This window comes from Syntrophaceae bacterium, from assembly GCA_013177795.1.
Taxonomy (GTDB): Bacteria; Desulfobacterota; Syntrophia; order Syntrophales; family UBA2192; genus UBA2192.
Genome location: JABLXY010000004.1, coordinates 19,157 through 40,000 on the forward strand (window position 1 = coordinate 19,157; position 20,844 = coordinate 40,000).

General features: G+C 64.2%; 18 protein-coding genes (1 of these 18 running past the window's edge). 12 read left to right on the plus strand and 6 right to left on the minus strand.

The genetic code is table 11. From position 1 onward, the window contains the following. Position 1 precedes the first annotated feature (1 nt). From HPY67_14150 to HPY67_14205, 12 genes are all read left to right on the plus strand, one after another. Complete coding sequence (locus tag HPY67_14150; protein ID NPV05863.1) at positions 2-736, plus strand: ComF family protein; 735 nt, start codon at positions 2-4, stop codon at positions 734-736. Then, complete coding sequence (gene rfaE2 / locus HPY67_14155; protein NPV05864.1) at positions 733-1,236, plus strand: D-glycero-beta-D-manno-heptose 1-phosphate adenylyltransferase; 504 nt, start codon at positions 733-735, stop codon at positions 1,234-1,236. Before HPY67_14150 ends, rfaE2 begins: the two co-directional genes overlap by 4 nt. 85 nt (positions 1,237-1,321) lie before the next feature. Beyond that, positions 1,322-1,684, plus strand: coding sequence for an RNA polymerase-binding protein DksA (dksA, locus tag HPY67_14160; GenBank protein NPV05865.1), 363 nt, complete (start codon positions 1,322-1,324; stop codon positions 1,682-1,684). Between the two features lie 338 nt (positions 1,685-2,022). Continuing rightward, complete coding sequence (gene priA / locus HPY67_14165) at positions 2,023-4,434, plus strand: primosomal protein N' (protein NPV05866.1); 2,412 nt, start codon at positions 2,023-2,025, stop codon at positions 4,432-4,434. 171 nt (positions 4,435-4,605) lie between these two features. Continuing rightward, entirely contained in the window at positions 4,606-5,556 is a 951-nt protein-coding gene (locus HPY67_14170) for a methionyl-tRNA formyltransferase (GenBank protein ID NPV05867.1), read from the plus strand. 161 nt (positions 5,557-5,717) lie between these two features. Next, the gene (rsmB, locus tag HPY67_14175; GenBank protein ID NPV05868.1) at positions 5,718-7,064 is read left to right on the plus strand and encodes a 16S rRNA (cytosine(967)-C(5))-methyltransferase RsmB; all 1,347 of its coding nucleotides are present in this window, start codon (positions 5,718-5,720) and stop codon (positions 7,062-7,064) included. A gap of 129 nt (positions 7,065-7,193) precedes the next feature. Continuing rightward, a complete protein-coding gene (locus tag HPY67_14180) occupies positions 7,194-7,823 on the plus strand; it encodes an MBL fold metallo-hydrolase (protein NPV05869.1) in 630 nt (209 codons plus the stop codon). Between the two features lie 14 nt (positions 7,824-7,837). Then, positions 7,838-8,728, plus strand: a complete 891-nt coding sequence (locus tag HPY67_14185) for a phosphoribosylaminoimidazolesuccinocarboxamide synthase (GenBank protein NPV05870.1) — start codon at positions 7,838-7,840, stop codon at positions 8,726-8,728. 107 nt (positions 8,729-8,835) lie between these two features. Further along, entirely contained in the window at positions 8,836-9,903 is a 1,068-nt protein-coding gene (dnaJ, locus tag HPY67_14190) for a molecular chaperone DnaJ (protein NPV05871.1), read from the plus strand. A gap of 169 nt (positions 9,904-10,072) precedes the next feature. Further along, positions 10,073-12,577 carry an AAA family ATPase gene (locus HPY67_14195; GenBank protein NPV05872.1) on the plus strand — a complete coding sequence of 835 codons (2,505 nt, stop codon included), beginning with the start codon at positions 10,073-10,075 and terminating at the stop codon, positions 12,575-12,577. Next, the gene (locus tag HPY67_14200; protein NPV05873.1) at positions 12,574-12,981 is read left to right on the plus strand and encodes a DUF3568 family protein; all 408 of its coding nucleotides are present in this window, start codon (positions 12,574-12,576) and stop codon (positions 12,979-12,981) included. The genes HPY67_14195 and HPY67_14200 overlap by 4 nt, the downstream gene beginning before the upstream one ends. A gap of 82 nt (positions 12,982-13,063) precedes the next feature. Further along, positions 13,064-14,428: a sigma-54-dependent Fis family transcriptional regulator gene (locus tag HPY67_14205; GenBank protein NPV05874.1), complete on the plus strand. Its 1,365-nt coding sequence runs from the start codon at positions 13,064-13,066 to the stop codon at positions 14,426-14,428. 83 nt (positions 14,429-14,511) lie between these two features. Here the strand turns inward: HPY67_14205 and HPY67_14210 are convergent, their stop codons facing one another. The 6 genes from HPY67_14210 to ruvC all read right to left on the minus strand — a co-directional run. Then, positions 14,512-16,749: a HAMP domain-containing protein gene (locus HPY67_14210; protein NPV05875.1), complete on the minus strand. Its 2,238-nt coding sequence runs from the start codon at positions 16,747-16,749 to the stop codon at positions 14,512-14,514. 200 nt (positions 16,750-16,949) lie between these two features. Next, complete coding sequence (locus tag HPY67_14215; protein NPV05876.1) at positions 16,950-17,876, minus strand: UDP-3-O-acyl-N-acetylglucosamine deacetylase; 927 nt, start codon at positions 17,874-17,876, stop codon at positions 16,950-16,952. A gap of 264 nt (positions 17,877-18,140) precedes the next feature. After that, on the minus strand, positions 18,141-18,674 hold the full coding sequence (locus tag HPY67_14220; GenBank protein ID NPV05877.1) for an epoxyqueuosine reductase QueH: 534 nt from the start codon (positions 18,672-18,674) through the stop codon (positions 18,141-18,143). Positions 18,675-18,798: 124 nt separating this feature from the next. Further along, the gene (gene ruvB, locus HPY67_14225) at positions 18,799-19,833 is read right to left on the minus strand and encodes a Holliday junction branch migration DNA helicase RuvB (protein ID NPV05878.1); all 1,035 of its coding nucleotides are present in this window, start codon (positions 19,831-19,833) and stop codon (positions 18,799-18,801) included. A gap of 43 nt (positions 19,834-19,876) precedes the next feature. Continuing rightward, entirely contained in the window at positions 19,877-20,479 is a 603-nt protein-coding gene (ruvA, locus tag HPY67_14230) for a Holliday junction branch migration protein RuvA (GenBank protein NPV05879.1), read from the minus strand. Between the two features lie 115 nt (positions 20,480-20,594). After that, positions 20,595-20,844, minus strand: the 3' portion of a protein-coding gene (gene ruvC, locus HPY67_14235; protein ID NPV05880.1) for a crossover junction endodeoxyribonuclease RuvC. Its footprint extends 230 nt past the window's final position; 250 of the gene's 480 nt are visible here — the last part of the coding sequence; its start codon lies beyond the right edge, outside the window; the stop codon is at positions 20,595-20,597.

Below are 20,844 nucleotides of genomic sequence, written 5' to 3' on the forward strand. Positions count from 1 at the left end.
TGTGACGTCCCCGCTCGCGGCCCTGGCGGAGTTGCTCCTCCCGATGCTGTGCCTCGCCTGCGGCACGGTCATGCCGGGCCATGACGGTCACCCTTTTTGCGGGGGCTGCCGCGCGCGGATCCGCCTGGTCGAGTCCCCCCTGTGCCCGTCCTGCGGGATCCCCTACCCTGCGGACGAGGGGCCCGATCACCTCTGCGGCCCGTGCCTGCTGCAAGGGCGACCCGTCGCCGCCGCCCGGTCCTACGGCGTCTACGAGACGGTCCTGCACGACGCCGTGCATGCCTTCAAATACAGGGGCAATCTCACCCTGGGGGAACGGCTGGGCCGGCTGATGGCGGACCGCGATTACCCTTTGTTCCGGATCGAAGACCACGACCTCATCGTCCCCGTTCCCCTGCATCCCCGGCGGCTGCGGCAGCGGGGATTCAACCAGTCGGTCATTCTCGCCCGGGAGATCTCCCGGCGCCGGGGCATCCCTTTGGATTTCCAGGCCCTTCGGCGCATCGTCGACACGGAATCCCAGGCAGGCTTGAAAAAGGACGAGCGACAGTCTAACATCAAACATGCGTTCAGCGTTTCCCACCCCGGGCGAATCCGCGGCCGCCGTATCCTGCTCGTCGATGATGTCCACACGACGGGGAGCACGTTGGGGGAATGTGCCAGGGCCCTCCTGCAGGAGGGTGCCGAGGCCGTGGGGGCATTGACGCTGGCACGTGCCGTCCAGGAGCCGCGATGAGCAAAATCCGTCCGAGAACCGAACTCAAGGCCATCGTCGACCGGCTGAAGGGGGAAGGGAAGAAAGTCATCTTCACCAACGGCTGCTTCGATATCCTCCATGCCGGGCACACCCGCTACCTGAGCGAGGCCAGGAAACTGGGGGACGTGCTCGTCCTGGCCCTCAACAGCGATCGCTCCGTGCGCGCCATCAAGGGGGAGAAGCGGCCCATCGTGCCCGAGGCCGAGCGGGCCGAGGTGCTGGCGGCCCTGTCGTCGGTCGACTACGTGACGGTCTTCGACGAGCCCACGCCGCTTGCGCTCATCGAGCTTCTCCGGCCCGACGTGATCGTCAAGGGCGGGGACTGGGCGGAGAAGGACATCGTGGGGGCCGACGCGGTCCGGACGTGGGGCGGCCGGGTCGCCGTCATGCCCGAGTTCGAAGGGGCCTCGACGACGAACATCATCGAGAAGGTGCTCCGCGTCTACGGCGCGCGGGAGGATACCGGAAAACCGGGCTAAATTTTTCTTTACAAGGAGCCGATTATTCGCTATACAAGTTAGCTCTTTTTTCCAGCAAGCAATCTCTACGTGGCGAGACCCGCGAATGAAGCCAGAGAAACTCGACTTCTTCAGAGCCCTTCTGCAGACCCGGATCAACGAGCTCCTCAACGGTGCGGAGAAAACCGTCCAGGAGATGACCGACGAACCGGAGAACTTCCCCGATCCCAACGACCGGGCATCCCTGGAGTCGGACCGCAATTTCGAGCTTCGCATCCGCGACCGGGAACGCAAGCTCATCGCGAAGATGCAGGAGGCCCTCAAGCGGATCGACGAAGGCACCTTCGGCATCTGCGATTCCTGCGGGGGGCCGATCTCGGAGAAACGACTCATGGCCCGCCCCGTCACCACGCAGTGCATCGACTGCAAGACGAAAGAAGAGAAGATGGAAAAGCAGCGGGGTGAATAGGCTCACACCCCGGGCGCGCCGTCTTGCCTGACCCCCTTCCCCGACCGACCAACCCCATCCATCCGGACAGGGAATTCGTTTGCCCAAAACCCGGCACCGCTGTATAGTTTAGCGGCCTTATAACACCTGTCCAGGCGAACCCTTTTGCCGGCTCGAAACCGCTTTGCGACGGTTCTAACGCTCGCTTCGTTGCGGCCGCAAAAACTCGCCCTTCGGGCTCAAACAGTTTGCGCCGCGGGCACTCCGCTTCGCGAAAGAACCGTTCACGCAAAGACGCTTTCATGAGCCTTGCAAAACGGTTCGCCTCGACCATAAGGATAGCAAGATCGTATCCCGTCATGTTTGTCGATGTCGCCATCAACATCCCCGCGGACCGCACCTTCACCTATGCCGTGCCTGCGGAATCGCGCGGCGAGGTCGCCGTGGGCAAAAGGGTGCTCGTCCCCTTCGGGAAGCGATCGCTGACGGGGGCCGTCGTCGCCATCCGCCGTACGACGGACCGGCAGGACATCAGGGAGATCCTCGGCGTCCTCGACCGCGAGCCCCTCTTTCACGAGGAGGACCTGCGGTTCTACCGGTGGGCCGCCGATTACTATTTCACCCCCCTCGGCAGGGCGCTGGGCGAGATCCTCCCGGGCGGCATCGACATCGAGAGCCTGCTGTGGGCCGTCAAGCTCGGGAATGCCGATGATCTCAAGCCGCTCCAGCGGGAAATCCTCGAGCGGCTCGAGGGGCGACCGGCGGGAAAGCCCCTGCGGAGCCTCGAAAGAGAGATGGGCAAAAAGTCCCTCCTGGCGGAGTGCCGGATGCTGGAGCACCGCGGCCTCATCCGTCTCGAGGAACGCGTCCAGAAGCCCGCCGTGAAGGGCAAAACGGAAAAAATCGCCAAGCGCACGGAAGCCCCGGCGGGAACCGTCAAGCTCTCGGACCGTCAGAGGCAGGCCCTGCAGGCTCTCGAGGCCGCGGGGGGCAGGGCCCGCGTGAGCGACCTCGCGGCAGCCGGAGCTCCCCTGAGCGTCCTGCGGTCCCTTGAGAAGAAGGGCCTTGTCGCCGTCGAGGACCGGGAAACCCTGAGACGCCCGGATCCCGCCGCGGCGATCGGGCCGACGGACGCCCCGCCGGCGCTGAACCCGGAGCAGCAGGCCGCCCTCGAGGCGATCCTGCAGGGGATCTCCGCGGGCGCCTTCTCCCCCTATCTGCTCCACGGCGTCACGGGAAGCGGCAAGACGGAAGTCTACATCCGCACCATCGCCGAAACGCTCCGCCGGGGCGGGCGCGTCATCTACCTCGTCCCGGAGATCGCGCTGACGCCGCAGCTCGTGGGCCGCCTCGAGAGACGCTTCGCAGCGGAGCAGATCGCCGTCCTGCACAGCGGGATCGGGGCGGCGATGCGCTACGACCAGTGGCGAAGGGTCGCGCGGGGCGATGCGAGGATCGTCGTGGGCGCCCGGTCGGCCGTGTTCGCACCCGTCAGGGACCTGCGGCTCATCATTGTCGACGAGGAGCACGACACCTCCTACAAGCAGGACGAGCGCATGCCCTACAACGCCCGGGACCTGGCCGTCGTCCGGGCCCAGCAGCAGGGGGCCGCCGTCGTCCTGGGCTCGGCCACCCCGGGGGTGCAGAGCTACCACAACACGAGGGAGAAGCGATTCGGCTATCTCCCCCTCACGAGGCGCGTCGAGGAGCGCGAGCTTCCGGCCGTCGCGATCGTGGACATGAAGGCCGAGCGGGACCCGGACGGCAGGGTGAGGCCGCTGTCGCGTCTGCTCATCGAGCAGATCGGCCGCACGCTGGACGCCGGCAAGCAGACCCTGCTCTTTCTCAACCGGCGGGGGTTCAACACGTACCACTACTGCGGCGACTGCGCCCACGTGCTGCGCTGCCTCAACTGCGCCGTCTCGCTCACCCATCACCGCAGCGAGGGGACGCTCCGGTGCCACTACTGCGACTTCGCCGTCAAGGCCCCCCCCTCATGCCCCGGGTGCGGAGGGGGACGCATCCTGAGCTACGGCCTTGGGACGGAGAGGCTTGCGGCTGAAGTCCAGGCGCTCTTTCCCCGCGCCAGAGTCGCCCGGATGGACAGCGACACCACGTCGGCGAGGGGCAGCCATGAGCGCATCCTCGCGGCCCTCGGGCGAGGCGAAATCGACATCCTCGTGGGGACCCAGATGATCGCCAAGGGGCATGATTTCCCGGGCGTGACCCTTGTCGGCGTCGTCTCCGCCGACACGACGCTCAACATGCCCGACTTCCGGGCCGCCGAGCGGACCTTTCAGGTCCTCACCCAGGTGTCCGGCCGGAGCGGCCGTGGCGACCGCCCGGGCACGGTCGTCATCCAGACGCTCAACCCCGGCCACTACGCCATCCGGCGGACCTGCGAGCACGACTTCAAGGGTTTCTACGAAGACGAGATCGCCCTGCGGCGGGACCTGCAGTACCCGCCGTTTTCGCGCATGATCAACCTGATCATCTCCGGAACGAACCGGGACCGGGTGGAGGAAGGGGCCGCACGGCTGGGGAAGAGGGCAAAACGGCTTGCCGCGGGCGACGACATCAGGCAGAAACCGACCGTCATCGGGCCGATGGAGGCGCCCCTGGGCAAGGTGCGGGGGAGATACCGCTGGCAGCTCCTCATCCGGGCAAAGCAGATCCGCCCGCTCCACGCCTTCGTCAGGCGGCTCACGGAAGGGGCCGACATGCAGGGCTGCGAGCTCCGCGTCGATGTGGACCCCCTGAATTTTATGTGATAGGGTTGCCGCACAGCGGCAACAGGCGTCAGGCTGCAGGCACCAGGCATCAGGAAAAAAAATGAACGGCGCGAAGCCCCGCGATGGAGCGTGTCCCCGCACCCTCGTCCATGCCCCTGGTCCCGCCGGGAAAGACTCCCTGCTTCATGCCGTCGATGAACGAGGCCTTCGATGACCGACAAGAAACCGCGGATTCTGTTCATGGGGACGCCGGCGTTCGCAGTCCCTTCACTGGATCTCCTGGTCGAAAAGGGATGGCCCGTCATCGGCGTCGTGACGCAGCCCGACCGGCCCAAGGGGCGGGGGCAGCGGCTCGTCGCCTCGGCAGTCAGGGAGGCGGCCGAGAGGCACGGCCTTGCCGTCTACCAGCCGGAGAAGGTGCGCGCGCCGGAGTTTCTGGAGGTCTTCCGAGGGCTCGCCCCCGACATGGTCGTCCTCGTCGCCTTCGGGCAGATCCTGCCGAAGGACATCATCGACGGCCCCCCCCTGGGATGCATCAACGTGCACCCCTCGCTCCTGCCCCGGTACCGGGGGGCGGCACCCATAAACTGGGCCCTCATACGGGGCGAGACCATGACGGGGGTCACGATCATCCGGATGGACGAGGGGGTCGACTCGGGCGACATCCTGCTCCAGGAGGAAACGCCCATCGAGCCGGGCGAGACCTACGACCACCTCCATGACCGCCTCGCCGTCCTAGGGGCGCAGTGCCTGCTCCGCGCACTGGAGGGGCTGGAGGCCGGAACGGTGCGCCGGACGCCCCAGGACCACTCCCTGGCCACCCTGGCGCCCCGCCTGAGGAAGGAGGACGGCATCATCCGCTGGGATACCCCCGCACGCGAGATCGCCCATTTCGTTGCGGGGCTGTCGTCCGTGCCCGGCGCGTTCACGTATCTCGACGGCAAGGTCCTCAAGGTCTTTGCGGCGGAGGCCGAAGACGCCGCCCCGGTCCCCGAGCCGCCCGGGACGGTCGTCGGGGTGACCCCGAAGGGACTCCAGGTCGCGGCGGGCGGCGGCTACGTCTACCTCAAGGATGTCCAGCTCGAGAGCAAGAAGCGCATGCCGATTGCGGACTTTCTCCGCGGTTTCCGGTTCGTCCCGGGGAAAAGGCTGGGTTCATAGGGAGGAAGTTATGAAGTTATGAAGTTGAGAAGCGCGGAAAGACCGGCAGATGATGGATTTCTGGAGACCGCGCCGAACTTCTCAACTTCCCAACTTCTCAGCTTCCGCGTGTATGCCCCTCCATCTCATATCAGGAGAACCCCTTGAAGCTGCCTCCATCCCTGAAAGACAACCCCCGGGCCCTGGCCGTCTGCATCCTGGCACGCGTGGACGATGAGAAGGCCTTCGCCGAGCCCCTGCTCGACAGCGTCCTCGCCGCGGGGCACCCTGCGGACGAGGCCGACCGGGGGCTGCTGACCTTCCTCGTCTACGGCGCGCTCCGCATGCGGGGGTTCCTCGACTTCCTGATCGACCGCTCGTACCATGGAGAGCCCGCGAAGCTGGAACCGGTCGTCCGGAACGTTCTGAGGGTCGCCCTTTACCAGATCCGCTTTGCCGAGAGAATCCCCGCCTACGCCGCCGTCAACGAGGCCGTCGCCACGGCAAAGCGCCTGGCCCCGGGACGCGACAAGCTCGTCAACGCAATCCTGCGGAACGCCCTGCGGGGATGCACGGACGTCGAGCTCCCCGACAGGGGAGCCGATCCCGCCGGGCACATCTCCATAGCCCACTCCCACCCCCGCTGGCTCGTCGAACGCTGGATCGCCGGCTTCGGCGCCGAGGAGACGGAAGCCCTCTGCCGGGCCGACAACGAGATTCCGCCGCTTGCCCTGCGCGTCAATACGCTGAGAATCTCCAGGGACGAAATGCTGGCACGGCTTGCCTGCGCGGGTCTGGAGGCCAGGGCTGCGGCGTGGTCGCCGGACGGGATCATCCTGGCAAAGCCGCCCGCGGCGCCTCGGGGGATGACGGAGATCGCCGAAGGGCTGCTCTTCATCCAGGACGAGGCCTCGCAGCTGGTCTCGCGGCTGCTGGCGCCCCGCAGGGGGGAGCGGGTCCTGGATCTCTGCGCGGGGACCGGCGGGAAGACCACCCACCTTGCGGCCTTGATGGAAGACGGCGGCGAGATCGTCGCTGCCGACATCCAGCAGGCCAAGCTCGCTGCCCTCGAGTCGACGGTACGTCGTTGGGGGATCTCGATTGTGCGCACCGCCCTCGCCGATGCGACGGACCCTGCCGGGACGGCCGCCCTGGGAAGCTTCGACCGGGTCCTCGTCGACGCCCCCTGCTCGGGACTCGGCACCCTGCGGAGAAACCCCGAGATCCGCTGGCACCTCACGGAGCAGAGGCTCGCGGGGTTTGCTTCCCTCCAGGGCCGCATCCTGGCGAACGCGGCCGCCTGCGTGAGGCCCGGCGGGGTGCTCCTCTACAGCACGTGCTCCGTCATGGCAGAGGAAAACGACGGCGTCGTCACGGCCTTCCTGCAAACCCATCGCGACTTTTCACCGGTGCGGCCGGCTGCCGATTTCCCCGCCGGGGCTGTGGACGAAACGGGGGCTTTCCGGACCTTTCCTCACCGCCAGGGAACGGACGGCTTCTTCGGGGCCCTGCTCATCCGTCGTCGCTGACGTCCCGCACGGCCTGCATCATCCGTTGACTATGCCTGCCCTTGATGTTATTTTTCCCCTGCGGCTCCGACAAAACGGTCGAGGGAGACCGGTGTCGGAGCCCTTTGAATTTTGTCAGCGGAGAAAGACATGATCCTCAAGCAACTCCAGGTGGGCCACATGGCCGTCTTTGCCTACATCGTCGGCGACGAAGAGACGGGGGAGGCCCTCGTGGTCGACCCCGCGGCGGAGACGGACCGGATCATCGCCGAGGCCCGCAAGAGCGGCCTCACGATCCGCACCATCGTGAACACCCACGGGCACGTCGACCACATCTCGGGCAACGCCGACATGAAGGCCAAAACCGGGGCGAAGATCGTCGTCCACGAGCGGGACGCCGACATGCTCACCTCCACGCCGGCCATGATCCTTGCCATGTTCCGGGCGAAGGCCTCGCCGGCCGCGGATGTCCTCGTCCGCGACGGGGACATTGTCGCGGCGGGCAAGGTCAAGCTGAAGGTCATCCACACGCCGGGTCACACGCCGGGAGGGATCTCGCTGTACACAAACGGCTACGTCTTCACGGGCGACACCCTCTTCGTCGAGGCCGTCGGGCGGACGGACCTGCCCGGCGGTTCTTGGAGCACCATGGAGAGGGCCATCAAGGAGCGGCTCTTCACCCTGCCCGATGACACGGTCGTCCTGCCGGGGCACAACTACGGCAGGAAGCCGACCTCGACCATCGGCGACGAAAAGCGCAACAACCTCTACATCCGATGAGCCAGGAGGAGACCATGACGAAACCCGCACTGTATCAGACCGACCTCGAGGGCCTGAAGCTCGTCAACCGCGGCAAGGTTCGAGACATCTACGACCTGGGAGAGCACCTGCTCATCGTGGCGACGGACCGCATCTCGGCCTTCGACGTCATCATGCCCAACCCCATCCCCGGGAAAGGGGAGGTCCTGACGAAGCTCTCCGAGTTCTGGTTCCGGCGGATGGCCGACATCGTCGGCAACCATCTCGTCACGACGGACGTGGACAGGTTCCCCGAGGTTTGCAGGCCCCACCGGGACGTCCTGAAGGGCCGCAGCATGCTCGTGCGGAAGGCAAAGCCCCTCCCCGTGGAGTGCATCGTCCGGGGCTACATCACCGGCTCAGCCTGGAAAGACTACACGGCCGGCAAGCCCGTCTCGGGCATCCGGCTGCCCGCCGGGCTCAAGGAGTCCTCCAGGCTGCCCGAGCCCATCTTCACCCCGTCCACGAAGGCCCCTGAGGGGGAACACGACCTGCCCATCTCGATCGACGACATGGCCCGCCTTGTCGGCCGGGAGCTGACAGACCGGATCATCGCCCTGAGCCTCGCCATTTACAGGCGAGCCGACGAGGTCGCAAACGCCGTGGGCATCATCATCGCCGACACGAAGATGGAGTTCGGGCTTGCGGACGGCGAGCTCATCCTCATCGACGAGGTGCTCACACCCGACTCCTCCCGGTTCTGGCCGCTGGACGACTACGCCGAGGGGCGCGGGCAGAAAAGCTACGACAAGCAGTTCCTCCGGGACTACCTGCTGTCCCTGAAGTGGGACCAGAAGCCCCCGGCACCTCAGTTACCCCCTGATATCATTGAGAAAACCCGGCAAAAGTACGAGGAGGCCCTCCGCCGGTTCACGCAAACGGCTTGATTCCCAAAAAAAGCCGGTCCCTGCCTTGACAGGCCCGCAAGGCATCCTTACTTTATCGCAAAATCTCAAGGGAGTGGTGCGCCCGGAAAAAAACGCGCGTACTGGACATGAACAGGCGGGACTACTACGAAATTCTGGGCGTTGACCGAAACGCCTCCGACGAGGAAGTCAAAAAGAGCTACCGCAGGCTCGCGATGCAGTACCACCCGGACCGCAACCCCGGGGACAAGAAGGCCGAGGAAAAATTCAAGGAGGCCGCCGAGGCCTACGAGGTGCTGCGGGATGCCGAGAAGCGCAAGATCTACGACCGGTACGGGCACGAAGGGATCAACGGAACCGGCTTCCGGGGCTTCTCCGGCTTCGACGACATTTTCACGAACTTCAGCGATATTTTCGAGGACATCTTCGGGTTCCCCGGCGCACGGACCCGCACCCGATCCGCGGTCCGCCAGGGGGCCGACCTGCGTTACGACCTCAAGGTGTCCTTCATGGATGCCGTGAAGGGGACCTCCACCCAGATCGAGCTGGAGAAGCTCGAGCAATGCAGGGAGTGCAACGGGACCGGTGCCGCCGCCGGAACGCACCCCGAAGGCTGTCCCCGGTGCGCGGGCCGCGGCTCGGTGACCCAATCGAGCGGCTTTTTCACCATCAGCACCACCTGCCCGCAATGCCGCGGCGCAGGCCGGGTCATCAAGAACCCCTGCAAGGGCTGCTACGGGACGGGGAAGGCCAAGACCCGAAAGACCGTCAGCCTGAAGATCCCCGCCGGCGTCGAGACGGGATCCCGGCTGCGGCTGCGCGGGGAAGGCGAGGAGGGGGAGTTCGGCGGTCCCAGCGGCGATCTCTATGTCTTCATCCACGTGGAGCCCCACGAGTTTTTCGAGCGCGACGGCTACGACATCCTCTGCCAGATCCCCATCTCCATCACCCAGGCCGCCCTGGGGGCGACGATCGACGTGCCGACCATCGACGGCAAGGAATCCCTGAAGATCCCCCGGGGCACGCAGAGCGGCAGGGTCTTCCGCCTCAAAGGCAAGGGGGTCGCCCATCTCAAGGGCCTCGGCCGCGGGGACCAGGTGGTCCAGGTCCTCGTCAAGGTCCCCACCAACCTCACCAAGAAGCAGGAGGAGCTCCTGCGCGAGTTTGCCCGCCTCTCCGGCGAGCCCGCATCCTGATCCCGACCCGGTGCACACCAGCACGGGTCGATCGGGCACGCCGGTTGCCGGAAGCCCGCGGCAAGACGGGCTCCGCGATCCTTGCGCCGCAAGAAAGAATGGACAATTCGGGGGGCATTGATTATATTTCCATCGAACCCGGCCGCACCGGCAAGAAAAGGATAGCGTCATGGCAGAGCGGAACGCCTTCAGGGAAGTGCCCGTCGAGTTGCTGCGCTGGACCTGCAACCCCGACCGGCTCGGCTTCGAGACCACGAAGGAGTGCAGGAAGACCGATGCGATCATCGGGCAGGACCGGGCCGTCAAGGCCATCACGCTGGGTCTCGAGATCGACAGCCCGGGCTACAACATCTACGTCTCCGGGATGACGGGCACCGGCAAGACGACGACGATCAAGAACCTCCTGAGCCAGCTCGACCTCAAGAAGCCCATCCCCAACGACATCTGCTATGTCCACAACTTCAAGGACCCCGACAGCCCGCGCGTCCTGCTGTTTCCGGCCGGCAGCGGCAGGAAGTTCCAGAAGGACATGGACGACCTCGTCGCCCACCTCCGCAAGGAGATCCCGCTGATCCTCGAAAGCGACGAGTTCAAGAAGGAGTCCGAGGAGATCAGCAACCGCTTCCGGCAGAAGCAGAAGGAGATCGTCCGCGAGTTCAACGAACAGCTCCTGAAGGAGAACTTCCAGCTCGTCCAGTTCCAGATGGGGCCCTTCACCCGGCAGGATATCGCGCCCATCGTGGAGGGGCGCCCCGTGCCCTTCGAGCAGCTCGAGGCCCTGGCCGAGGAGGACAAGTTCAGCCGCGAGGAGCTGGAGAAGATCCGGCAGAAGATCGTCGAGATGCGCATCGAGCTCGAGGGCGTCATGCGGGAGACGAGGGAGATCGAGCGCGAGATCCGAAAGCAGATCGGGATCCTGGAGCACAAGTACGGGTCCCCCGCGGTGACGGCCCAGATCTCGGACCTGCGCCTGCGATACGGCGAAGCCAATGAGAAGGTCAACGCCTACCTCGACGAGGTCCAGGAGCACATCCTGTCGAACCTGAAGATGTTCCAGGAAAAGGAAGAGGAGCAGCCGCAGCAGCCCCTTCCCTTTCCCGTGCCCCAGATGCCCGTGAAGCGCTTCATCGAATTCAAGGTCAACGTGCTCGTGGACAACTCGGCAACCGAGAAGACCCCCATCATCATCGAAACGGCCCCGACCTTCAAGAACCTCTTCGGCACGATCGAGCGCGAGGTCGACCGCTCGGGCTTCTGGCGAACCGACTTCACCCACATCAAGGCCGGGTCGCTCCTGCGGGCCAACGGCGGCTACATCGTCTTCGATGCCCTCGAGGCCCTGATCGAGCCGGGGGTCTGGACGTTCCTCAAGCGGACCCTGAAGAGCCGCGAGATGAACATGCAGCCCTACGACCCCTTCAGCTTCCTGCCCACGGCGATCAAGCCCGAGCCGATCCCCCTGGACATCAAGGTGATCATCATCGGCGACGACTACCTGTACTACCTGCTCTACAACCTGGAACGCGAGTTCAAGGAGATCTTCAAGACGAAGGCCCAGTTCGATACGGAGATGGCCAACTCCGACGAGAACATCCGGGAATACGTGTCGGTCATCAAGCGGATCGTCGACGAGGAGAAGCTCCTCGATTTCGACAAGAAGGCCGTCTGCGCCGTCGTGGAGTACGGCGTGCGCCTCACGGGCCGGCAGAAGAAGCTCTCGACGCGGTTCAGCGAGATCGCCGACCTGATCCGCGAGTCCCACTACTGGGCCAAAAAGGACGGCAGCGACCTCGTCCTGGACAGGCACGTGGACCGGGCCTACGAGGAAAAGATCAACCGGGTCAGCCAGATCGAGGAGAAGATCCAGGAGCTCATCGACGACGGCACGATCATGATCGACACGGAGGACAAGGTCGTGGGGCAGGTCAACGGCCTGTCCGTCTACGACCTGGGGGAGCACGCCTTCGGCAAGCCCTCGCGGATCACGGCCAAGACCTCCATGGGCCGGGCCGGGATCATCAACATCGAGCGCGAGGCCAAGCTCTCGGGAAGGACCCACGACAAGGGCGTGCTGATCCTGGAGGGTTATTTCCGGGGCAAGTACGCCCAGAACAAGCCGCTCACCATGAGCGCCAGCATCTGCTTCGAGCAGTCCTACGGCGGTGTGGACGGCGACAGCGCCTCCTCGACGGAGATCTACGCCATCCTCTCGAGCCTGTCGGAACTGCCCCTGCGGCAGGACATCGCCGTGACGGGCTCGGTGAACCAGAAGGGGGAGATCCAGCCCATCGGCGGCGTGAATTACAAGATCGAGGGGTTCTACGACGTCTGCCGGGCCCGGGGGCTCACGGGGCAGCAGGGGGTCATGATCCCGCATCTCAACGTGCCGGATCTCGTCCTGCGCAAGGACGTCGTCAAGGCTGTCGCCGAGGGCAAGTTCCACATCTGGCCGGTCAGGACCGTCGACGAGGGCATCGCGCTGCTGACCGGTGTGCCCGCCGGAGAGATGGACGACAAGGGCAACTACCCGGAGGGCACGGTAAACTTCCTCGTGGACAGAAAGCTCCGGTCCCTGGCGGAGGGGATCAGGGCCTTCGCCGAGGAGGGAAGGCCGCCCAAGCCGTCCGAGGAGACCAACAACCAGAGTGCCGGGAAAGGGGAGGGATGCGTATGATCCAGCGGAGTCGAGCGGCTGTGGCGTTGATCCTGCTTGCGTGCTGTGTTTGCCTCTACGGCTGTCCGTTCCTCGTCGTCACCGGGGCTGCCGTCGCCGGGGGCACCGGGACCTACTATTACGTGGAAGGGGAGATGAGGACCGACTACTACTTCTCGGTGCCCGCCGTCTGGTCCGCCGTCGAAAAGACCATCGCCGACATGAAGGGGCGCGATGTCGAGCCGGACAAGCAGACCGAGGGCGGGAAAATCGTGGCCGTGATCAACGACGAGAAGGTCACGTTCCGCCTCAAGTACAAGGACAAGGACCTGACGACCCTCGGCATCCGCGTGGGAGTCATGGGCAACGAGACGGCTTCGAGGCTGCTGCACGACCGGGTGGCCGACAATCTGATGAAAAAATAGGACACGGGTACGGGAGATGCAGGCAAACGGGTGCGGGCTGCCGATCCGGACCGCCTGAGGCCCCGTCCCCGGAAGAGAGACGATGTACAAAACCATTCTGGTCGTCGATGACGAGGAAAGCATCTGCCAGGCCCTCCAGGGAATCCTGGCCGACGAGGGCTACGACGTCCGAACCGTCGGAAGCGGCGAGGAGGCCCTCAAGGCCGTCGAGGAGGACCCGCCGGATTTGGTGCTGCTCGATATCTGGCTACCCGGCATGGACGGCCTCGAGGTGCTCAAGATCATCAAGAGCGAGAACCCCCAGGTCCAGGTCATCATGATGTCGGGCCACGGCACGATCGAGACGGCCGTGAAAGCCACCAAGCTCGGGGCCTTTGACTTCATCGAGAAGCCCATCTCCCTGGAAAAGGTCGTCCTGCTCGTCAACCACGCCCTCGACCTCGTGCGGCTCGAGGAAGAGAACAAGCTGCTCAAGCAGAAGGTCACGTCCGCCTTCGAACTGATCGGCCAGAGCAAGACGATCCTCGAGCTCAAGGAGATGATCCGGATCGTCGCCCCCACGAACGCCTGGATCCTCATCATGGGGGAAAACGGCACGGGGAAGGAGCTCGTGGCGCGCTCGATCCACTACCAGAGCAAGAGGGCCAAGCGGCCCTTCATCGAGGTCAACTGCGCGGCCATCCCCGAGGAGCTCATCGAGAGCGAGCTGTTCGGCCACGAGAAGGGCTCCTTCACGGGGGCCACGGCCAAGAAGCGCGGGAAATTCGAGCTTGCCCACGAGGGGACGCTCTTCCTCGACGAGGTGGCCGACATGAGCCTCAAGGCCCAGGCGAAGATCCTGCGGATCCTCCAGGAGAAGAAATTCGAGCGGGTGGGCGGCAACAAGTTCATCGACACGGACGTCCGCGTCCTCGCGGCGACGAACAAGGACCTCGAGAAGGAGATGGAGGCGGAGCGTTTTCGCCAGGACCTCTACTACCGGCTCAACGTCATCCCGCTCACCATCGCGCCGCTGCGGGAACGCAAGGAGGACATCCCCATCCTCGCGGCCCAGTTCGTGAGCGACTTCTGCCGCAAGGAGGGGATCGAGCCGAAGGCCATCGCCCCCGATGCCATCGACGTGTTCATGGAGCACAACTGGCCGGGCAACGTGCGGGAGCTCAAGAACATCATAGAGCGCCTGGTCATCATGACGAAGGGCGACACGATCCGGGCCGATGACATCCCCCCCCTCTCGAAGGAGGAGCAGCCCGGGGAGACCATGGACACCCTCTTCATGCACAACTCCTTCCGGAAGGCGAAGATGGAGTTCGAAAAGAAATTCATCATGCGCAAGCTCCAGGAAAACGAGGGCAACATCTCCAAGACCGCCGATTCCATCGGCCTGGAGCGCAGCAACCTGCACCGGAAGATCAAGACGCACAGCCTGGAATCAAAAAAAGAATAGACGGCAAGACGTCGGGAGCCGTCTCGGAACAAGGCCCTTGCCCCCCGCAAGGGCCTTTTCATTTCCCCACTCCACACCGGGGTTCAGGGTTCCGCGTTCGCCGCTGCGAGAACCGGCTCCTCGACCTGTTCGATGGGCAATTCGAAGGCGACAACGGTCCCCCGGGGCACGTTGTCCGCCACGGTGACCGAGCCCCGGTGCTCGCCGATGATGGAGCTCACGATGGCCAGCCCGAGACCCGATCCGGATTTCTTCGTCGAGTAGTAGGGCTCGAACATTTTGGACTTGTCCGCGCGGGACACGCCGGTCCCGTTGTCGCGGACCTCGACGCGGGCCCGGCGGTGCTCCCGGTCGTGCATCGTCGCGATCTCGATTTTCCCCGAGTCCCGGTTCACGGCGGCGACGGCGTTGTCCAGGAGGTTGACCATCACCCTCTTGATCTGCTCGGCATCCAGCCGGAGCCGGGGCAGCGTCGGGTCGGGCTGATAGTCGAAGGCAATCTCCTTGTGGGCATCCTGGTAGAGCACGACGGCGTCGCGGACGACCTCGTTGAGATCGTTCGGGGTGAGATTGGCCACGGGCATCCGGGCGTAGCGGGAGAACTCGTTGACGAGATTCTTGAGGACCTCGACCTGATTGATGATCGTACGGGTGCACTCCACGAACACCGGTCCGTCCTCCCCCATCCGGTCTCCGAACTTCCGCTGCAGCCGCTGCGCCGAGAGCTGGATGGGGGTGAGGGGGTTCTTGATCTCGTGCGCGATCCGGCGGGCCACCTCCCGCCACGCGGCGATGCGCTCCGCGCGCTGCAGCTGGGTGATGTCCTCGAAGACGACGACCATGCCCATGTAGTTGTTCTCGTCATCGAGCAGCACCGTCGTGGTCACGAGCAGGGTGAGGGCCCGGTCCTTGAGGGTGATCGGGATCTGCTTCTCCACGTAGCCTGTTTCCGCGCCGGTGATCTCCGAGAGAATCTCGCGGACGAGGTCGAGGTGTCCTGGCTGGAGCACTTCCTCGTAGCGGTGGTGCAGGACGTTCTCCGTCTTGATGTCGAGCAGCTTCTCGGCCGCCCGGTTGACCGTCGTGATGACCCCCTCGCGGTCGATGGCCACGACGCCGGCGGAGACGTTGCGCAGGACCGTCTCCATGTACTTGCGGCGCTGCTCGAGCTTCTCCTTGCTCACCTTCAAGTCCGCCGTCATCCGGTTGAAGGAATCCACCAGGACGCCGATCTCGTCATCGGCCACGACGTTGATCTTGTAATCGAGGTTCCCCTGGGCGATCTCGTGTGTCGCCTCGGCAAGGTCCTGGACCGGTTCCGTGATGCCCTTGGCCAGGAAGAAGCCGAACCAGGTCGCCGAGAAGATGATCAGCAGCGTCACCACGAACAGGATCACGATGTAGCTCGTCTTGATGGGGTTCTTGAGCAGCTTGAACTGCTTGTACTCCTCCGAGATCCGGGAAATCGTCGTCGTCTTGTCGACGAGCCCCTTGGGGACATAGCAGTTCACCACGACGGCCCCGATGACGACCGACGAGCCGGGCGTGACGTAGACGGGCGCGAAGCCGCGGATGAAATCCCCCAGGCCGACGGACTGCATCGTCGTGAACTGCTTGCCGGCCCGGATGTCATCCCGGAGCTTGGGCGACAGGCCCAGGTCGGGGATGTCGGGGTTGCCGGGGTCCTTGAAGACGAGCTTCTCCGTCTCGTCGTTGAAGTACACCTCGATGAGGCCCAGCTTGTAGATGCGCTGCCGCTGCTCCACGAGGGAACGGAGGTATTCCAGTCGGTCCTTTTCGAACAGCCGGTTCCGCGTGATATCGGCGCTCAGCTGCTCGGCGTAGTATTTCACGTTCTCCGAGGTCTGCTGGTAGTAGTTCTGCGCCAGCTCGAGGGAGAGGTTGAGGGCGCCGCCGACGCGGATGTTGAACCAGTTGTCGATGCTGTAGGACAGGAAGTTGGTGGCCACCAGGAACAGGATGAAGGTCGGCACGAGGCTGAGCGTCACGAAGGCCGCGACGAGCTTGGTCCGCAGCTTTGAGCCCAGGACGCCCTTGCGCCTCTCGTAGACCAGCTTGACGATGTTGCGGACGATGAGGAAGATGAGCAGCAGGACGAGGATGATGTTGACGTTGATGAGTCCGAAGATGACCACGTCGCGGAAATCGGGGACGAGGGCCTCCTTGCTGAAGATGCTGGTCTCGATGAAGGTCAGCAGGATGATGCCGATGACGACGGCGACGATGATGATCCGCTCGCGCCGCCGGCGCTTCATCTCGGCGCTGACCGCGGCCTTCTGCTGTTCGGTTCTCGGGTCCATGGATGCGGTTCGGGGATCAGCGGCCCGCGACGGCGCCGCATGCCTCTCTACGCCAATACATTCAAGCCGGGGAATTGTAAAGGGCCATTAAACGAATCCGGGGCGAACGGTCAAGCGGCTCGGGGCGATCCTGAAAGGGCAATGTCCGACGCCCGCACCCGTTACCGTGCCTCTTTCGCCGCGACCCTGTGATTACGGGATCAGGTGGCTGCCATGGCGGTCTTGGCGCCGGGCGTCTGCTTCCCCTGTGACTCCGCCCTGGCGGCGGGATGAGGGTGTGACACGATTTCCCAGCTCTCTTCGCTGGCAAGAAGGGTCTTCAGGAGATGGGTGTTCAGCTTGTGGCCCGATTTGTACGCCGTGAAGTGGCCGAGAATCGGCATACCGATGAGGTACAGATCCCCCACCGCGTCGAGAATCTTGTGCTTGACGAACTCGTCGTGCGACCGGAGCCCTTCCTTGTTGATCACCTTTTCGTCGTCGAGGACGACGGCGTTCTGCAGCGATCCGCCGAGGGCGAGGCCCTTGGCCTGCAAATACTCCACGTCACGAAGGAACCCGAAGGTCCTGGCCGCGCTGATTTCCTGCTCGTAGGCATCGGACGTGAAGATCAAGTGGTAGCTTTGCGTGCCCACGACGGGGTGCGGAAAATCGATCTTGTAGGTGATGCGGAAATCGGGCGCAGGCTCCAGCATGGCCATGCTCTCGCCTTCAGAAACGGCAACAGGCTTGATGACCTTGAGATAGCGGCGGGGCTTGCGCAGCGTCCTCAGGCCCACGCTCTTCAATGCGCGGACGAACGGCTGGGCGCTGCCGTCCATGATGGGCACTTCGAAGGTGTCCACTTCCACTATGGCATTGTCGATGCCGAGGCCCCGGAAAGCGGAGAGCAGGTGCTCAACCGTGTGGACCCGGGTGCCGTTGACCCCCAGGGTGGTGGCCAGCGTCGTGTCGGTGACATTCCAGATATCGGCCGCGATGCGGTTGTCCGAGGCGACGTCTTTCCGTATGAAGACGATCCCCGCGTCCGCCTCGGCCGGCTTGACGGTCATGCCGACCTTTCTGCCGGAGTGGAGCCCTACACTGCGGAAATTTATCTCTTCCTTGATGGTTTTCTGCCAGTCCATTGCACGTCCCGAAAAACAGGGTGGTCTTGCTATGAGCAAGCGTCATGCCACGAAAGCCAGGGGACAAGAATCGGTGGAAAAATGTTTATATTACTGTAATCATTCAATAAAATGGAAATTCAGCCTGCGTATTCCCCTAGCAACCTGCGCAAAGGGAAGGCCCGATTGTTGCAATAAAGACACACAACTTCTAAAAAAGTCCTTGAGTCTGCAACGGCCCAAAGCGGTTGAACCGAAGGCAAGAGGGCGTGGAGGCAGGAGAAGTCAGTCGCCTTTATAATACCGCTCTTTTTCGCTGAAGAGGCATCCGCAGTATTTTTGCCTGTACAGGTCCATTTCTTTGGACAGTCGAACCCCCTCCTCCCAGCCCGTCCTGAAATCGCGATAATAGAAGGGGACTTTCATGTCCCGGGCGATGGCCTCGCCGGTCTGCCGGATCAGGTCGTGTTTCTGGTAGCGGCTGTAGAGCAGGGTCGTCGTGAAGGCATCGAAGAGGCCCTTCCGTGCCTCCGCGGCCGTGCGGCGGAGCCTCACCTCGTAGCAGTAACTGCAGCGGTCTTTGCCCATGAACGATGTCTTGCGCAGGAAGTCCTCCATGGGGTAGTCCGCGGCTTCCTCGACGGAGAGGCCTTCCTGCTTCGCGAAACCGCGCAGCGTTTCGAGCCGTTTCCGGTATTCGAGATAGGGATGGATGTTCGGGTTGAAGAAGAGCCCCTCGATCTTGCCCGTTTCCTTGCGGAGAATCTGAAGAGGGTAGATCGCACACGGCGCACAGCAGATGTGGAGCAGGATTTTCATCCTTGGTCACCCCTACCCGGAGGCAGAGAGAGTATCATCGGCAAGGCTTTTGGGAATGCTGGAATGTTGGAATGATGGACTGTTTGAGAACCCATCATTCCTCTCTTCCATCGCTCCACCGTTCCTAGAATAATTCTTTCTGATTGCCCGACCACGCCCGTCCGAGGTGATCGTAGGCCGCCTTCGTGGCCACCCGGCCGCGGGCGGTCCGGACGATGTACCCTTCCTGCACCAGGTACGGCTCGTAGACATCCTCGATCGTGTGCCGCTCCTCCCCGAGGGACGACGAGAGGCTGTCGATCCCGACGGGGCCACCGTTGAACTTGTCGATCAGAAGCAGCAGCAGTTTGCGGTCCATCGTGTCGAACCCCCGGTGATCGACTTCCAGGAACTCCAGGGCCTTCGCCGCCACCTCTCTCGTCACGATGCCGTCGGCCCGGACCTGCGCGTAGTCCCGCACGCGCCTGAGCAGCCGGTTGGCGATCCGGGGCGTCCCGCGCGAGCGCTGGGCGATCTCACCGGCGCCGCCGTCGTCGACCCGGATATTCAGGATCCTCGCCGAGCGGCGGACGATGGTGGCCAGCTCCGCCGGGTTGTAGAACTCCAGGCGAAAGCTCATGCCGAAGCGGTCGCGAAGCGGCGAGGTAAGCAGCCCCGCCCGGGTCGTGGCCCCCACGAGAGTGAACCGGGGGATGTTGAGCTTCATGGAGCGCGCCGACGGGCCCTGCCCGACCAGGATATCGATGTGGTAGTCCTCCATGGCAGGGTAGAGGATTTCCTCCACCACGTTGGGCAGCCGGTGAATCTCGTCGATGAAGAGCACATCGTGTTCCTGGAGATTCGTGAGGATCGCGGCCAGGTCGCCCTGCCGCTCGATGACGGGCCCCGAGGTCACCTTGATGCCGACGCCCATCTCCCGGGAGAGGATGTAGGCAAGCGTCGTCTTGCCGAGACCCGGGGGGCCCGAGAGCAGCACGTGGTCAAGGGCCTCGCCGCGCATGCGCGCCGCCTCGATGAAGACGGCAAGGCTTTCCTTCACGCGCTCCTGGCCGACGTACTCGGCGAGCGTTCTCGGCCGGAGCGTCCCTTCCTCTTCGCGCTCCCGCTCCTCGCTCGCGGGATCCACCAGGGGGTTCCTTTTTTCTTCCTTGTCCAGCACCTTTTTCACATCCTGCGTCGCCGGCGCCGCATCGGCCTTGTCCTCAGGAAAGCTCCTTGAGCGAGCGCTTCAGGACCTCCTCCAGCGCGAGACCGTCGCCGGCCTCCTCCAGGACCCGGTCCAGCACCATCTTCGCCACGTTTTTCTTGTACCCCAGGTTCACCAGGGCCGACAGGGCGTCTTCCCGGACGGCGTCGATGGGGCCCTGCGCTTTGGCCTCCGCCCGGGCCTCCTGCGGGGCGAGCTTGATCACCCGGTCGCGCAGCTCGAGGATCATCCGCTCGGCCATCTTCTTTCCGACGCCGGGAATCTTCGTCAGCGTCTGCCGGTCTTCCGTGAAAACGGCCCGGATGAAATCGGCCGGAGAGATGCCCGAGAGCAGGCCGATGGCCAGCTTCGGGCCGATGCCGTTGACGGACAGCAGCAGCTCGAAAATTTGTTTCTCCTCCAGCGTCCGGAACCCGTAGAGATGGATCGCGTCCTCCCGGACGGCGGTAAAGACGTTGAGGGCGACCGGCGATCCCTCCTCTGCAAGCTCGTAGAACGTGGACAGCGGGATGAAGACCCGGTAGCCGACACCGTTGACCTCAACGGTGATATGGCTGGGGGACTTGAAGCGGAGAATGCCGGTGAGGCTTGCGATCATATAAAAAACCTGGCTTATGGCAAAGGGCTGGAGGCGAAGGGCAAGAGACCGGGAAAAGATCCGTTCCCGCTTCCCTTGAGCCTTATGCCTTCAGCCATTCGCCGGAAGGATGCGGTCAGAGGGCCGCATCCTTTCGGGTATTCGTGTGGCAGATGGCGACGGCGAGGGCGTCGGAGGCGTCCGGGGGGAGCGTCTCCTCCAGCTGCAGGATCGCCCGGATCATCATCTGGACCTGGTGCTTCTCGGCCTGCCCGTACCCGACGACGGCTTTCTTGACCTCGAGGGGCGTGTACTCGTACGCCGGCACGCCGCTTCGCGAGGCCGCCAGGAGCGCGACCCCCCGCACATGCCCCTGCTTGATGAGG